The organism is Candidatus Sarcina troglodytae (assembly GCF_015708635.1).
Classification (GTDB): domain Bacteria; phylum Bacillota; class Clostridia; order Clostridiales; family Clostridiaceae; genus Sarcina; species Sarcina ventriculi.
In genome coordinates this window covers 933,943-949,122 of the sequence record NZ_CP051754.1, presented here as the reverse complement: position 1 = coordinate 949,122, position 15,180 = coordinate 933,943, and the positions used below count along the sequence as shown (strand labels likewise).

At 26.4% G+C, this 15,180-nt stretch carries 13 protein-coding genes and 1 pseudogene; 6 read left to right on the top strand and 8 right to left on the bottom strand.

Annotation, left to right across the window (positions count from 1 at the left end; translation table 11 throughout):
- Positions 1 to 53 precede the first annotated feature (53 nt).
- The 3 genes and pseudogenes from HH195_RS12535 to HH195_RS04160 all read right to left on the bottom strand — a co-directional run bounded on the left by HH195_RS12535 (position 54) and on the right by HH195_RS04160 (position 2,444).
- Positions 54 to 302, bottom strand: a complete 249-nt coding sequence (locus tag HH195_RS12535) for a DapH/DapD/GlmU-related protein (RefSeq protein WP_243278560.1) — start codon at positions 300 to 302, stop codon at positions 54 to 56.
- Positions 303 to 443: 141 nt separating this feature from the next.
- Positions 444 to 1,409: pseudogene (locus HH195_RS04165) on the bottom strand (ribonuclease H1 domain-containing protein); the annotation flags it as partial.
- Positions 1,410 to 1,475: 66 nt separating this feature from the next.
- Complete coding sequence (locus HH195_RS04160; RefSeq protein WP_055257769.1) at positions 1,476 to 2,444, bottom strand: YkvA family protein; 969 nt, start codon at positions 2,442 to 2,444, stop codon at positions 1,476 to 1,478.
- A 194-nt stretch (positions 2,445 to 2,638) separates the two neighbouring features.
- On the opposite strand from HH195_RS04160, the gene HH195_RS04155 reads away from it, so the two are divergent.
- On the top strand, positions 2,639 to 4,393 hold the full coding sequence (locus HH195_RS04155; protein WP_196371685.1) for an ATP-dependent metallopeptidase FtsH/Yme1/Tma family protein: 1,755 nt from the start codon (positions 2,639 to 2,641) through the stop codon (positions 4,391 to 4,393).
- A gap of 53 nt (positions 4,394 to 4,446) precedes the next feature.
- Here the strand turns inward: HH195_RS04155 and HH195_RS04150 are convergent, their stop codons facing one another.
- From HH195_RS04150 to HH195_RS04140, 3 genes are read right to left on the bottom strand one after another with little or no spacing between them, the layout of a single operon-like run.
- Complete coding sequence (locus HH195_RS04150) at positions 4,447 to 5,487, bottom strand: rhomboid family intramembrane serine protease (protein ID WP_196371684.1); 1,041 nt, start codon at positions 5,485 to 5,487, stop codon at positions 4,447 to 4,449.
- Positions 5,480 to 7,285 carry an oligoendopeptidase F gene (gene pepF / locus HH195_RS04145; RefSeq protein ID WP_196371683.1) on the bottom strand — a complete coding sequence of 602 codons (1,806 nt, stop codon included), beginning with the start codon at positions 7,283 to 7,285 and terminating at the stop codon, positions 5,480 to 5,482. Before pepF ends, HH195_RS04150 begins: the two co-directional genes overlap by 8 nt.
- 40 nt (positions 7,286 to 7,325) lie before the next feature.
- A complete protein-coding gene (locus HH195_RS04140) occupies positions 7,326 to 7,727 on the bottom strand; it encodes a DUF6762 family protein (RefSeq protein WP_058993245.1) in 402 nt (133 codons plus the stop codon).
- 251 nt (positions 7,728 to 7,978) lie between these two features.
- Between HH195_RS04140 and HH195_RS04135 the strand changes: the two genes are divergently transcribed.
- A complete protein-coding gene (locus HH195_RS04135; protein ID WP_112364918.1) occupies positions 7,979 to 8,236 on the top strand; it encodes a hypothetical protein in 258 nt (85 codons plus the stop codon).
- Positions 8,237 to 8,339: 103 nt separating this feature from the next.
- On the opposite strand, the gene HH195_RS04130 is transcribed toward HH195_RS04135, so the two are convergent.
- The gene (locus tag HH195_RS04130; protein WP_196371682.1) at positions 8,340 to 8,897 is read right to left on the bottom strand and encodes a manganese efflux pump MntP; all 558 of its coding nucleotides are present in this window, start codon (positions 8,895 to 8,897) and stop codon (positions 8,340 to 8,342) included.
- Positions 8,898 to 9,175: 278 nt separating this feature from the next.
- Between HH195_RS04130 and HH195_RS04125 the strand changes: the two genes are divergently transcribed.
- Positions 9,176 to 10,393, top strand: a complete 1,218-nt coding sequence (locus HH195_RS04125; RefSeq protein ID WP_055257782.1) for a 6-phosphofructokinase — start codon at positions 9,176 to 9,178, stop codon at positions 10,391 to 10,393.
- A 42-nt stretch (positions 10,394 to 10,435) separates the two neighbouring features.
- On the opposite strand, the gene HH195_RS04120 is transcribed toward HH195_RS04125, so the two are convergent.
- A complete protein-coding gene (locus HH195_RS04120) occupies positions 10,436 to 11,725 on the bottom strand; it encodes an aminotransferase class V-fold PLP-dependent enzyme (protein WP_371811679.1) in 1,290 nt (429 codons plus the stop codon).
- Positions 11,726 to 11,881: 156 nt separating this feature from the next.
- Between HH195_RS04120 and HH195_RS04115 the strand changes: the two genes are divergently transcribed.
- The 3 genes from HH195_RS04115 (at position 11,882) to HH195_RS04105 (ending at position 15,126) form a co-directional block, all read left to right on the top strand.
- On the top strand, positions 11,882 to 13,807 hold the full coding sequence (locus HH195_RS04115) for an ABC-F family ATP-binding cassette domain-containing protein (RefSeq protein WP_196371681.1): 1,926 nt from the start codon (positions 11,882 to 11,884) through the stop codon (positions 13,805 to 13,807).
- Between the two features lie 203 nt (positions 13,808 to 14,010).
- Entirely contained in the window at positions 14,011 to 14,433 is a 423-nt protein-coding gene (locus HH195_RS04110; RefSeq protein ID WP_055257788.1) for a DUF3887 domain-containing protein, read from the top strand.
- A 21-nt stretch (positions 14,434 to 14,454) separates the two neighbouring features.
- On the top strand, positions 14,455 to 15,126 hold the full coding sequence (locus tag HH195_RS04105; protein ID WP_055257790.1) for a YhfC family glutamic-type intramembrane protease: 672 nt from the start codon (positions 14,455 to 14,457) through the stop codon (positions 15,124 to 15,126).
- The last annotated feature ends 54 nt before the right edge of the window (positions 15,127 to 15,180 follow it).

Here is a 15,180-nt window from a genome sequence, read left to right as displayed (position 1 = left end):
ATTTAATATTTATTATAAGTGGAAATTTACTAGTTAATTTTATATTTTTTCCATTAAATTTTTCTTAATACTTTTGCCGGATTTCCTGCAACTAATACATTCTCAGAAACACTTGCTGTTACAACTGAACCTGCTGCAATAATTGAATTATCTCCTATAGTTACTCCTGGAAGTATTGTTGAATTACCCCCAATCCAAACATTATTTCCTATTGTTATTTTAATTGCATAACCACTTTTATTTCTATCTTTAGGCTCAATATTATGTCCTGATGTATATATATTTACATTTGGACCTATCATACAGTCATCACCAATTTTAACTTCTGCCATATCAAGAACAGTAAAATTATATCCAGCATAAAAATTATTTCCTATATAAATATTGTAACCCAAATCACAATGAAAATTATGTTCTATGATAGGATTTTTTCCCACTTTCCCAAACAATTCTCTAATAATGCCTTCTCTTTCCTCAAAAGCTTCCACATTGCTATCATTAAACTTTTTAACAAGGCTATGAGCAAAAAGATTTTTTTCCTTAAGCTCCTTTGAATCTCTATCATAATAAATTTTATTTTTATCTTTTTTTTCTTTTATATTTAAATCTGTGCTTTTCTCTAGAAGTTCATCTGCTTTTCCTTCTCTTATATTATCTATATCCTTTACTATAATATTTTCTGCTTTTCCATTGGATAATTTTAAAATTTCTTCTTTTAAATCATTGTTTATTACATATATTTTGTTTTTAGATAACCATTTTGAAACAATTTTATCTGACTCAATCCCTAAAGCCTCTTTACATTTTTCATCAACTAATTCATTATAAAGATCTCCTGTATGACTATCAACTTTAACAAAAGTAACTTCCATTCCATCTTCAAAAAACTTATTCATCTTTTCATAATATTCCTCAGATGATTTATCATTTCTACTCCAACTCCCTGTTGCATGATGAAAAATCCCTTCATAATCATGAAATAATACGATATGTTTTTCTCCAATACTTTTTGCATATTCTAAAGCTTTAACAGCACCTTGAAGTTCTCCTGCAATTTGCCTAATATTCCCTTTAGCTTTATACGCTCCTCCCTCTATGTACTCAATTACATTGCCTCTTACTGAAACCAATCCATAAGAATACTTTTCCGTAGAAATACTATAACTACCGTCCACATAGATATGTAAAAGATCTTTTGGATATTCATCAAAACCTTTTTTTAGAAGCTTCTTAGTATCATTTAAATAAGTTTTTGCTTCCTCTAGGCTTTCAAAGCTTTTATATTTAGCCCCTTTAACTCCTTTTACGCACTTTAAACATTCGTTCCATGTATTTACTATAATATTTTCAATTTTTTTATTTTTCTCAAAATCAAACCCTTCTTTTATAGCATAAACCTTCTTAGCCATATTAAACTTCTCCTTAAAACTTTTTTAGAATTATAACATAATTTATTTTTTATAAAAAGTTTTATCTTAAATCATAGAATCTACAACCTCATATATAGCCTCTAAATTTTTAGCACTTGTAAATCCTGATAAAAAGTCTAATCCTCGTTTTAACACCAAAACAAACGAATTTTTTCCTTGCCAATTTTCAAGAATTATTTCAATCGGAACATCTCTAAGAGTTGTATTTAAAGCAAAAAATATTAAAGTTAATTCATCTAAACTTCCTATTATAGGTAATTTATCAGGTAATATATCAATTGGAAGTACAGAGTATCCCAATGCTGATGCTAAAATAAGTTTGTTTTTCATAGGTACTCTTTTATCTTTAAATAATCTAAATATAAGAGCCACCAAATCTGGAATTATCATTATATAATCCTTATATTCTTTAACACCTTCAGGAATATGTTCAACTGCTACTTCACGTCCCCTAGTATATGAATCTTCGACTTTATTTACATCTATGTGCATTATATAATCTTCATCTTTAACTTGTCCTTCTACTTTATGCTCAACAGCTACTTCAATTGGTTGTTCTTGCATTTTTGATAATGAAAGATTTATCTCTTTAACCTTAACCTTTATAGTTTCATCCTCTATGTATACATCATCTAATGTTAAATCAACAAACGGTACTTTTTCCAATATTTTATTTATATCTACTATTATTTCATCATCTTTTACAGTTATGCCCTGCTCTTTAAAACCTTTAAGTCCAACTTTTAATGCCAATTTTCTAAAAGGTTTTATAATTCCTAAACTCATAAGACTTGCACTAAATAATTTTATTCTTAACTTATTTTCAGAAACTCCAGTTATAGTACATGTAGCCTTAAATCCTATAGCTAACCCCTTTTTAAACTCACCATTTATTGTAAGACCTTTTTTTATATCTAATTTAGTTATACTTAAGCCTTCTACTTTGACGAACTCTTCTATCATACTTAAAATATCATTTGATTTTAATTCCACATTAACAGCAGATATTCTCATAACTTTGCTCTCCTCACCTTAAGATAATTTTTCATTATTTAGTATATCTTATTTAATAATACTTTTAAAGTTAATTTATTTATTTGTTCCATATAATCCACAACTTACATTGGAAAAATCTATGATTTTTATTAGACTTTAATTTTAAATAAGATATAATTTATATCACATCAAAGCATTTTAGGAGGTATTGAATGCAAATATTAAAAAACAAAAAAGTACTTGCTTTGGGAGTTTTAGCTATAATCTCTCTTTGCTTTATGATTTACTTTAAATTTACAACTCCAAAAGCTTCTCTTATAAATTACGAAACATTTTTAAATAATTTAAATAATAACGAAATTAAAATTGTCAATATAATCTCAGACAACGAAATAGGTGTTACCCTTAAAAATAATTCATCTTATATTACAAGTAATCCTGATAGCCCAAATTTTAAAGAAAATTTATTAAATAAAGGAATAAGTGTTACTCAAAATAATAATGTTCCATTAAAAACTACAATCCCTGCATCAGTTTTAGTTGTAGCTATCTCTTTAATGTTTTTAACTTTAGCAAACAAAAATTCAAGTTTTAACCCTGTTTCTAAATTAAATTTAAAAAGTATTAACGAAAATACTGATTTTAAATTTAACTTTTCTTCTGTGGCTGGTAATGAAGAAGCTAAGGAAAGCGTTAAAGATATAATAGATTTTTTAAAAAACCCTGAAAAATATAAAAAATATGGAGCTAGAATGCCAAAAGGTATTATTTTATATGGGGAACCTGGAACTGGTAAAACACTTTTAGCTAAAGCAGTAGCTGGTGAAGCAAATGTACCTTTTTTTGCAATGTCTGGATCTGATTTCGTACAAATGTACGTAGGAGTCGGAGCTTCTAGGGTTCGTGATTTATTCAAAAAGGCTAAGGCTAGAGGAAAAGCCGTTATCTTTATAGATGAAATAGATGCTATTGGTAAAAAAAGAGCTAGTGGAAAAAACGCTAGTGGTAATGACGAAAGAGACCAAACACTAAATGCACTTTTAACTGAAATGTCAGGTTTCTCTGAAAAAGAAGGTATAGTAGTTATGGCAGCTACAAATAGGTTAGATACCTTAGATTCTGCACTTTTACGACCTGGAAGATTTGATAGACATGTTGAAGTATCTCTGCCTGATATTAATGCTAGAGAAGCAATTATAAATCTATACCTTAAAAATAAACCTAATAAAGATATAAATATACGAAACTTAGCAGAAAAAACTGTTTACTTTTCTGGTGCTAAAATTGAAAGTTTAATAAATGAAGCAGCCATTCTAGCAGCAAAAGAGGACAGTACTTTCATATATGAAAAACATTTAAATATAGCTTTTTCTATAATTACTGCTGGATACGAAAAAAATGATACAAGTTATATAAAAAAAGAGGATAGAAAAATTACTGCTTTTCACGAAGCTGGACATGCTCTTTTATCTATGATTCTACTTCCTGAAGACAAGGTATCAAAAATAACTATAATTCCAACTACTAAGGGTGCTGGAGGATATACATTAACTATTCCAGAGGACAAATCATACCATACATCTTTGTATTTAAAAAGACGTATAATGGTATTACTAGCTGGAAGGGCTTCAGAAGAGCTTATCTTTGGAAAAGATAAAATAACTACAGGTGCTCACAATGATATTGCTAAATGTACATCTATGATAAAAAGCATGATTACAGAATATGGAATGGGTGACTCTTTAGGGCTTTTAAGTTTAAATAGCTTGGAAAATCTTCAAAATGGCTTTAGTTCAAACTTACTAGAAGAATTTAAATCTTTATCAGAAAATTTATATGAAAATTGTAAATATATTTTGAAAGAAAATATAGATATATTAAAAGAATTGTCAACAGAATTACTAGAAAAAGAAACTTTAGAATATATGGATTTGGAAAAGTATATTTCAAAATTAAAAAATAAATAAAAGTAAAAACTGCTTTAGCTTAAACTAAGGCAGTTTTATTTATTGTATATAAGCTAAAAATTGTAAAAATGACTTTTTAAAAGATTTGCTTTATAAAGTATCACTCCAATTAAAAATCCTATACTTAAGTCAATACACTGCGTTGTATAATAATTACATAAGCTTGGTATTCCTACTACAATATATATACATATTAATATTATTACATTTACCATCAACCACTTGCCTAGCGTCTTTCTCTCCTTAACAGCTAAAAACAATGTTAAACCCAAAACACCTAGTATAGCCCCTGCTATTGAAATTGTTAATGACATATATGGTATAAAAAACAAATTAAATAATCCAGCTAAAAAAGCAACAATTAAATACATGATTATGAGCTTGTTTTTATCTTCAAAAGAATCTATTACCCCTATCAATAAATATAATACATATAAATCAACTATTAAGCTTATTATTCCATCTTTAAACAAAACATCTTTTATTATCTCAAATGTTCTACCTGAACCAATCAAAAATATATTTCCACTCATTGTTTCTTTAAATAAATCAGGACCTGTATTGAAAAACATAACCACATGTTCTTTTTCTACAAGCATTACAACTAAAAAAGTTATGGTAGCGGCTACCATCAAAATAAAAATTATATATTTAGTAAACTCATTTATTCCTATTGTTTTATAATATTTATCTTTTCCAATGTATTTATTTTCAAATATACTGTTTATTATTTCATTTAAAAATATCCCATTTTTTTCATCATATCCATATATCTTCTCACTATGTAAATCTACTAAAACTTCATTTGATTCCTTAAATTTCACAAATTTATCTTGAATTTTTTTATTAAAAACTATTATATTTGAGAGAGAGAATTCTCCCCCTCTTTGTTTTAAATAATTATAAGCTCTTTTATTATTTTTTTCTTTATTATTTTTATCAGAAATTATTATAGAATAAGTTAAACCACTATCTAAAGTTTTAGTAGCAATCCATATAGAAGCGTTAGCATCTCCTATCTCCTCTATAAAAAAACCTTTTGTTTCTACTAAAATATCAAAAAATTCCCTTTGAAATTCATCAATTTTAATCATCTATAAGTTCCTCTAACATATCCAAAAGCTCATTAAATCTTTTTATAGTATCTTTTAACGGCTTATCAGTAGTCATATCAACCTTTGCTTTTTTAAGAGTATCTACAGGATATAACGAAGCACCAGCCTTTAAAAATTCTTTATAAGTTTCAACAGCATTATCCTCTTTATTTAAAATTGAAGTTGCAAAAGAAGATGCTGCAGCATATCCTGTTGCATATTGATAAACATAAAAATGACTATAAAAATGTGGAATTCTAGCCCATTCTATTTCTATATCTTTATCAATTATTATTTCATCACCAAAATATTTTTTATTTAAATCAAGCCATATTTTATTTAAATCTTTACTTGTTAAATCTTCACCCTCTTCAAGTGTTTTATGAGTTACAAGTTCAAATTCTGCAAACATAAGTTGCCTATATACAGTTGTTCTTATTTGCTCTAATTCTTGATTTATAAGATACAATTTCTTGTTTAAATTAGTTTCTTTATTTATAAGATAATTTATTAAAAGAATTTCATTAGTAGTTGAAGCTACCTCTGCACAAAACAATGTGTAATTTCCATAAACGTATGGTTGATTATTCCTTGTATAATACGAATGTATTGAATGTCCCATTTCATGAGCTAAAGTTGACACATCATGCAAATCAAAATTATAATTTAAAAGAACATATGGCATTGTATCATAGCTTCCCCAAGAATATGCCCCACTTCTTTTTCCTTTATTCTCAAAAACATCTACCCATCCATTTTTAATTCCTTCATCAAATATACCTAAATATTCTTCACCAAGAGGTTTTAAAGCCTCCTCAACTATTTTTACTGCATCTTCATATTCAATATGCTCCTTTGGCATATCTATAACTGGAACATAAAGATCGTACATATGAATCTCATCTAACTTTAAAAGTTTTTTCTTTAAAGAAACATATCTGTGAAGAGAGTTTAAATTTTCATCTATAGTATTTATCGCATTTGTGTATACATTAACTGGTATATCATTAGGATTTAATGATGCCTCTAAAGTTGATTTATATTTTCTTGTCTTAGATAAAAATATAGCACTTCTTATTGAACTTGTAAGAGTTTTAGCTATAGTATTTTCATATTTTTTATAAGTGCCAAATAAAAGTTCAAAAGCCGATTTTCTAACATCTTTATTTTTACTCTTTATAAAATTTGAATAATTTCCTTCTGAAAGTTCTATTAAATTTCCCTCTTCATCTTTTATAGTTCCAAAAGACATATCTGCATTTGTAAGTATTGAAAATATACTTTCTGACGAACCTAAACAATTAGATACAGATGCTATAACTTCTTCAACTTCTTTAGATAATATGTGAGGCTTTTCTTTAAATATTGTTTTAAAAAAAGTATTATATAATTTTAAATCTTGATCATTATCTATCATGCAAAAAAACTCATTTTCATCTAAAGATAAAATCTCTGGAACAAAAAATGCTGTGTAACTTGAAAACTCAGCCATAAAAACATCTATCTTGCTTGCAAGACTTTGAAATTTAGCATTTTGAGTATCTTCATGACTTTTCATATGTGCAAAAACATAAAGTTTTTCTAATGTTCTTGATAGTTCTTCATCTAAAGACAAATATGCTTTTAAGTTTTCTTTATCTTTTAAAGTACCTTGGAAATTCAAAAGACTTTTTGACTTTCCTTTAAGATTTTCAAATTCTTCTTCCCATTGTGTAGAATCTTTATAAATTTTTTCGATATTCCATTTATAGCTACTTGGAATATCCTCCCTTAATCTTAGCTTTTTAACTTCACTCATTAATTTTCACCTCTCCATTATATATTTAATATAATTTTATCTATTCTGTATATTCTTTTTCTTTTCCTTTTATATCCTCAAATACTTTCTTCATTTTTTCATCTATAAGATTACATATTTCATTTAGTACATCTCTTGTTTTCTCATGTTCTTCATTAAATTCAAAATAAACAACCCAAGTTGGATTATATTCATCATCAATTTCTTCTATAACATAATTTAAACTTTCAAACGCTTCCTTATCAAAAAAATCAAATATAGCTGAATATTCCCATTCTTCTACATCTTTATTTGTATCAAAATAAAGACTTACCTTATTATCTGTGCATTTTAGTTTTTTAACAAAACTTGCTCCTTCTCCTACTGTATAACTTCCAAGTTGCCCTTTAAACATTCCCGTATTTTTATCTGTTTCCATTATTACTAATGATGAAAAATCCATAATATCATCCTCTCTTTCATATTCCTTAGTACAATTATAAGTTATATTAAAAAATATTTTCAACACTATAATGTAAATAAATTTTATATATTCTAAAAATATGAGCTATTCCCTTTAATTTTTTGTTAAATTTTGGTAATATATTAAATATAAACAATTGTTAAAGGAGTGATACTATTAAAACTAAATTTATTAAAAATAAAAAAAGAGTTAAATGTGCATTAATATTATTTATTTTTTTTCTATCATTTATGTGTAATAAAATTTATACAAACAATAAATGCAAAGATTTGTATTTTGCAACAGAATATTTTTTAACTAAAGGAAGTTCTAATAGACTCCTTAGAGTACAAAACTTTGAACTTGTCTTTTTAGATAATAATGTGGCAATAATTGAAGCTTTTGGGCTCAACAAAGAATCTCCTCACGAAGAAGTTACTCTTAGAGCCACCTTTAAAAAAAATAATAACATTTGGAAATTATATAAAAATAGTGTTCATAGAAGTTGATTTTTTAACAAAAAGTCTATATAGCTAGAGCTTTAATTTGAAATAAATATAAAAAAGTTTAATGCTTTGTTTAATTAAAACCAATAATAAGCAAGGCATTTTTCTAAGTAAACATCATTTTTAATCCCAAGAGTATTAATACTCCTCCTCCTAGATATCCTGTATACCTCTCTGAATTTTTCACCTTAGTAACACTCTTTCCTATAAAAAAAGCTATAGATGTTAAAATATAGTTTATTATTCCTCCTAGAAAAGAATTAAAAAGTATAATTTTTTTAGTACTTACATAACTTAAAGCTGTAAAACCAACTACAACTGCATCTATATTCACAGATATACCAAGAATTATATACATAAGCAAATTATCTAATATGCACTTATCACTATCGTTATTCTCTATAGATTCTTTAATCATCATAACTCCAACAAAAGCTATTATAAATCCACTTATAACATTTGGTATTTTAGCCACATACGCTTTAAAATACATTCCAAAGCATATCCCCATAAAAGTTAGAACTATTTGAAAGAATGCAAAAGATATTTTAAAACCCCGTTTACCTTTTTTGGATATGTTAGGTTTTGTAGCTATACAAAGACTTAAAGCAAATGCATCTAAAGCCAAAACTAATTCTATTAAAAAGACTTCAATAAAAGTCATATAAAAATCCCCCTAAACTTCACTTATTTTTCAATTTTAAACTTTATATATTTTATTAAAATCTTTGTCCCTATTATTCTATGTTTAAATTATGTTAATATTATTAATTTTACAAAAAAAATGTTTTCAAAATAATATTTCAATATAACTCATATTTTTATCTTCTTTCACTTTATTTTTATATTATTTTATTGTATATTATTAATTAGAGTATGTTATTAATTAAATAGTATATTATATATAGTTTATATATTAAATTTTAAGGAGCGATATTAAAAATGAATTGTATTATAGCACAGTCTGGTGGACCAACTTCTGTTATTAACTCTAGCGTATATGGTTTAGTAAAAGCTAATAAAGAATTTAAAATATATGATAATGTTTTTGCTGGATTAAACGGTATAGAAGGTATTCTAAACAAAAAAATAATAAACCTTTCTGATATGGATAATGAAAAACTAGAAACTTTCAGAAATTCTCCATCTTCTGGTCTTGGTTCTTGTAGATACAAACTTAAAGATTATAAAGATGATTCTAAGGAATATGAAAATTTATTTGAAATATTAAATTCTTTAAATATTAAAGCTTTCTTCTACGTTGGTGGAAATGATTCAATGGATACTATATCTAAACTTAGCAGTTTCGCTAAAGAAAACAATATAGATATAACATTTATTGGTATTCCAAAAACTATTGACAATGATTTAATGTATACAGATCATACACCTGGATTTGGTAGTGCCTCAAAATTCATAGCAACATCAACTTTAGAAACATATTTAGATTCTAAAGTTTATACTGAAAATGGTATATTTATAATTGAGACTATGGGGAGAGATACTGGATGGCTTGCCGCATCTGGAGCTCTTGCTACAGTTAACGGACAACCTTGTGCTGATTTAGTTTATCTTCCTGAAGTAGCTTTTTCAGTAAGTAAATTTTTAAATGATACAAGAAAATTGTTTGAAAAAAATAATCATGTTTATATAGTTGCTTCTGAAGGATTAAGAGATGAAAATAAAAATTTTATAACATCAGTTAAAGCACAAGGACATGATAATTTTGGGCATTCTCAACTTGGCGGAGTTGGACAATACTTAAAAGAATTGATAATTCAATCTGGAATAACAAAAAGAGTAAAAGCATTGGAACTTGGTGTTTCTCAAAGATGTTCAATGCACTGTGCATCTTCTATAGATTTAGATGAAGCTGTTATGGTTGGATTTGATGCTTTAAAATATTCAAAAGACAAAACTTCTTCTGGGTTTATGGTTGCTATAAAAAGAGAAAGCAATAACCCATATAAAAGTTCTTCATTTTTAGTAGAAGCTAATAAAGTTGCAAATAATGTTAAATACTTCCCTAAAGAATGGATAAATGAGGAAGGCAATAATATAACAGAAGAAGGCTTAAATTATTTAAGACCTTTAATAGACCTTGACCATGAATTAAACAATGAAAATAACTTACCTATTTATCATAGTTTTGTTATTTAGTTTAAAATTTAAGAGTTCCCACAGCAATTTGTGGGAACTTCTTTATTTACTTATAATATATTCTAAAGTGTTTAAAAATTCATCTACCTCATAAATATTATTATACAATCCTAAGCTAATCCTAACCATTCCTGGTCTTACCTTATCAGAATACATAAGATATTCACAAGGTCTGCCTTGAATTTCTCCTAAGAGCCTCTTTGCATAAGGATGAGCACAAAAACACCCAGACCTTACAAATATTCCTCTAATTCTTGACAAACTTTCTGCAACTTCTTCATGACATATTCCTTTAACATTAAAACTTATAACTCCAATTTTATTCTTTTCATTCATATCTCCATAAATCTTAATACTAGGTATATTTTTCAAATTTTTCATTAAATGATCTCTCAAATAATCTTCATGTCTTTCTATATTTTCCATTCCTATTTTAGCTAAAACATCTAATGAAGTTTTAAGTGCTACTACGCCTAAAAAATTAGGAGATCCTGCTTCAAATCTCATAGGTACATCTTCCCAATACACCCTGTCATCTAAAACAGTATCTACAATTCCTCCTCCTTTTAAAAGAGGACTTTTATCCTTTAATTCTTCTTTTAATCCTACAATAACTCCACTACCAAAGGGTGCGTATATTTTATGACCTGAAAATACTAAAAAATCTATATTATCGTTATTTCCTGTACCTTTCATATTTATTTTTTTATGACCAACAAGCTGTGCACCATCTACTATTATTTTTGCTCCATATCTATGTGCTATTTTAGCAATATCATTTATGGGATTTAAATAACCTGTAACATTTGATGCTCCAGTTATAGCTAAATATTTTATACTTCCTTTCTCAGCTATAAACTTTGCCTCTATATCATCTAAATTTATTTTTCCTAAAGCGTCAACTTCAACATATTTAACATTTGACGTAAATCTCCATGGTAAATCATTTGCATGATGTTCCATTCTAGTTGTTAATACTTTTTCGCTTTTATCTTTAATTAATATATTAGCTAAAAAGTTTAATCCCTCAGTAGTATTTTTAACATATATTACTGTATAATCCTCACTTACATCCTTTAGGTTAAAAAACTCTTTTACTTTTTCCCTTGAATTTTCATAAAAATCAGTACAAATTTTTGAATACTGCCCAGCACCTCTGCCTATTGATCCATAAGTTAGCATAAATTCTTCAACATTTTCACATACTTCTTTTAAAGGAGGAGTAGTTGCTCCATTATCAAAATTAATAGGAATAACTTTTTTACCATTTTCTAGAATTATTTTTTTGTCAACATTATACATATATTTTCTGTAATCTTCTAAAATTCCCATAAAATTACCTCCAAGTATACATTATTATATTCACAATTTATTTGTATTGTTCTACCCCCTCCTATTATTCCTATTAAAATTGCTCAAATATATGTTTCCTAGTATAATTGTAATATAAAAAAACGTAAAATTTGTAGAATAGGAGTTTTATTAATAATGATAGTTTTAAGCTGTAGAAATATAAAAAAGAGCTTTGGTATAGATGAAATATTAAAAAATATTACATTTAATATAAATGAAGGAGATAAAGTTGGTTTAATTGGAGCAAATGGTGAAGGTAAATCAACACTTTTTAAAATTTTAACTAAAGCATTAGACAGTGATTCTGGTGAACTTTTTATAGATAAAAGTAAAAATTTAGGATATCTTTCGCAAAATCTTTCATTAGATAGCGAAAGCACTATTTATGATGAGATGCTAAAAGTTTTCGCTTCCCTTGTTAATTTAGAAAAAAAATTAAAAAATTTAGAGTTAAAAATGAATGAACCTTATGACTCATCTAATGAGGAATATTACAACAAACTAATTAGAGATTACACATTAAATAATGAACTTTATGAAAATAGAGGTGGTTATACTTTTAGAGGAGAAATATCTAGAGTTTTAAAAGGACTTGGCTTTCTAGAAAATGATTTTAATAAGGTAATTAAAAATTTAAGTGGTGGTCAAAAAACAAGAGTTGCTCTTTGTAAGCTTCTTTTAACTAAACCTGATATACTTCTTTTAGATGAACCTACTAACCATCTTGATTTAGATGCCATAGAGTGGCTTGAAAATTATTTAAAGGTTTATAAGGGTACTGTGCTTGTAATATCTCATGATAGATTTTTTCTAGACTCTGTAACAAATAAAACTTTTGAACTTATGGGTGGAAAAATAAATTGTTATAATGCAAGTTATACAAAATTTTTAGATTTACGTGAAAAAGATTTAGAAGCTAAGCAAAAAGCATATGCCCTTCAACAAGCTGAAATTAAAAGACAAGAAGAAATCATAGAAAAATTTCGTTCTTTTAACAGAGAAAAAAGCATAAAAGCTGCTGAAAGTCGTGAAAAAGCTTTATCAAAGATAGACAGAATAGAGGCTCCTGAAACTCAAAAAGAAGCTTCAAAAATAAAATTTGAAACACAAATAACAAGTGGTAACGATGTACTACATGGAGAAAATTTATCAAAAAGCTATGCAGATAAACTTTTATTTAAAAATATAGGATTTGATTTAAAAAGAGGTGAGAAAATAGCTCTTATAGGGGAAAATGGTCGTGGAAAAACTACTCTTTTTAAAATTATTTTAAATAAAATAAAAGCTGATTCAGGTTCTATAAGCTTAGGGAAAAATGTTTTTTTAGGGTATTATGATCAAGAACAATCAAACCTTGATTTAAATAAAACCATAATTGATGAGGTATGGGACGATTTTCCTAAGCTAACTACCACACAAATAAGAAATGCTTTAGCTTCCTTTCTTTTTACTGGAGATGATGTATTTAAAGAAATATCTCTTTTAAGTGGGGGGGAAAAATGTAGAATTAACCTTTTAAAACTTATGTTATCTAAATCAAATTTACTTTTATTAGATGAACCTACAAACCACTTAGATATTATGTCTAGAGAAGCTTTAGAAAGAGCCATTCTAAGCTATAATGGTACTTTGATTGTAATATCACATGATAGATATTTCTTAAATAAAGTTATAAATAAAATCTGGGAACTTGAACAAGATAAATTAAATATATATCTTGGAAACTATAGTTATTACTCGGATAAGAAAAAAAATCCTCATAGATATGAAGGCATTGAGGAAAATAACATAGGCAAAACTAAAACTCAAATAAAAGATGAAAAGAAGAAAAAGAGAGAGCGTGAAAAAGAAATTAAACAAAAAACTCTAAAAATTAAAAACATAGAAAAAGAAATTTCTATTGTTGAAGAATCCTTAGATAGGCTTCAAGAAGAACTTTGCAAAGAAGAAGTCTACTCAAATCCTAATGAAAGCGTAAGAGTTAATAAAGAAATATCTACTACCCAAAACAAATTAGATTCTCTTTATGAAGAATGGGAAGAACTTTCCTCTTCATTATAACAATTTATGTTTCATAAAAAATCTTATACTTAAAAAAGAAGATTCAAATTTGAATCTTCTTTTTATGCTCTAAGCTAAAATATTATGATTTTTATTATTTTAGCTTCTAAAAACACCTTATAACTCTATATTCCTTAAATTGTTTTATTTGAATATAATTTCAACTTCGTGTAATATGTATACTATAAAAAGGGGGAATTAATATGAAGCGAAAAAGTAAAGCAATTATCACAATTATAATAGCTTTATGTGTAATTATTGGAGGTACATTTATTTATTTAAACATTCAACAAAATAAAAATACCCCATTAACTTTATCACAAGAACAAATAACTACTGATACTAATATATTAAATGAATTTATGACAAGCATTAATCAAAATGATTTAAACTCATATGAATCATTAACAACTACCGACATGAATACAAATGGTACTTTTGAAAATGTCGTTAAAGCTACTAAAGATACTTTTGGTGAATTTAAATCTGCAACATTTAAAGAAGCTGTAAAATCAGGTAAATATGATGTTTTAATATTTAATGGATTGTTTACTAAAGGAGATAATGTGCAAATAACTTTATCATTTGATACTAATAATAAAGTCGCTGGAATATATCTTAAATAATTTAAAATAGAGGTTTTATAAATGAGTATAATTATATTTTTTATTATAGCATTGATTCTTCCAATTGCACTGAGTATCTATATTTATTCTAAAACAAAATTAAACTTTAGTACTTTTATAATTGGATTTTTAACTTTCTTTATACCACAAGTTTTAATTAGACTTCCTATACTTTATTACCTAACATCTATCGGGATATCTTATAGCAATACCTTTCCTAAGCAAATACTTTTAGCTTTATCAGCTGGTTTAGTCGAAGTAGGAGCAGATTATATTGCATTTAGATTTGTATTAAAGAAAAATACATTAGGAAATGGGCTTATAATTGGATTATCTCATGGATTTTGTGAAAACTTAATAATAGTATCATTACCAATTATATTATCAATACTTAATGGAAACTTTATATCAATATCATATATGGCAAGCTTTGAAAGACTTTTTGCCCTAGTTGCTCACATATCTTTTGCTTTATTTGCGTTTTACGCAGTTAAACATAAGAATTTAATTTATTTAATACTTGGCATACTTTTACATGGTCTTTCAGATTCGTTAATATTTATTTTGTCAAACATTTATATAATGGAATCAGCTTTTGCCTTAATTTCCATAGCATCATTTATAGCAATAATTTATATAATATCAAAAGATAAAAATGTTAGCAAATATGATGATATAAAACTTTTTATCTAACTGCTGAAAAAAGAGGATTAAAATTTTAATCCTCTTTTTTATAACATCTTTAAA

What these genes read in the sequence shown, in the direction of transcription:
- HH195_RS04105 (WP_055257790.1), top strand. Translation starts at nt 14,455, where the DNA reads ATGAGTATAATTATATTTTTTATTATAGCATTGATTCTTCCAATTGCA.
- HH195_RS04125 (WP_055257782.1), top strand. Translation starts at nt 9,176, where the DNA reads ATGAATTGTATTATAGCACAGTCTGGTGGACCAACTTCTGTTATTAAC.
- HH195_RS12535 (WP_243278560.1), bottom strand. Translation starts at nt 302, where the DNA reads ATGATAGGTCCAAATGTAAATATATATACATCAGGACATAATATTGAG.
- HH195_RS04150 (WP_196371684.1), bottom strand. Translation starts at nt 5,487, where the DNA reads ATGATTAAAATTGATGAATTTCAAAGGGAATTTTTTGATATTTTAGTA.
- pepF (WP_196371683.1), bottom strand. Translation starts at nt 7,285, where the DNA reads ATGAGTGAAGTTAAAAAGCTAAGATTAAGGGAGGATATTCCAAGTAGC.
- HH195_RS04140 (WP_058993245.1), bottom strand. Translation starts at nt 7,727, where the DNA reads ATGGATTTTTCATCATTAGTAATAATGGAAACAGATAAAAATACGGGA.
- HH195_RS04130 (WP_196371682.1), bottom strand. Translation starts at nt 8,897, where the DNA reads ATGACTTTTATTGAAGTCTTTTTAATAGAATTAGTTTTGGCTTTAGAT.
- HH195_RS04120 (WP_371811679.1), bottom strand. Translation starts at nt 11,725, where the DNA reads ATGGGAATTTTAGAAGATTACAGAAAATATATGTATAATGTTGACAAA.
- HH195_RS04160 (WP_055257769.1), bottom strand. Translation starts at nt 2,444, where the DNA reads ATGAGAATATCTGCTGTTAATGTGGAATTAAAATCAAATGATATTTTA.
- HH195_RS04115 (WP_196371681.1), top strand. Translation starts at nt 11,882, where the DNA reads ATGATAGTTTTAAGCTGTAGAAATATAAAAAAGAGCTTTGGTATAGAT.
- HH195_RS04155 (WP_196371685.1), top strand. Translation starts at nt 2,639, where the DNA reads ATGCAAATATTAAAAAACAAAAAAGTACTTGCTTTGGGAGTTTTAGCT.
- HH195_RS04110 (WP_055257788.1), top strand. Translation starts at nt 14,011, where the DNA reads ATGAAGCGAAAAAGTAAAGCAATTATCACAATTATAATAGCTTTATGT.
- HH195_RS04135 (WP_112364918.1), top strand. Translation starts at nt 7,979, where the DNA reads ATGTGTAATAAAATTTATACAAACAATAAATGCAAAGATTTGTATTTT.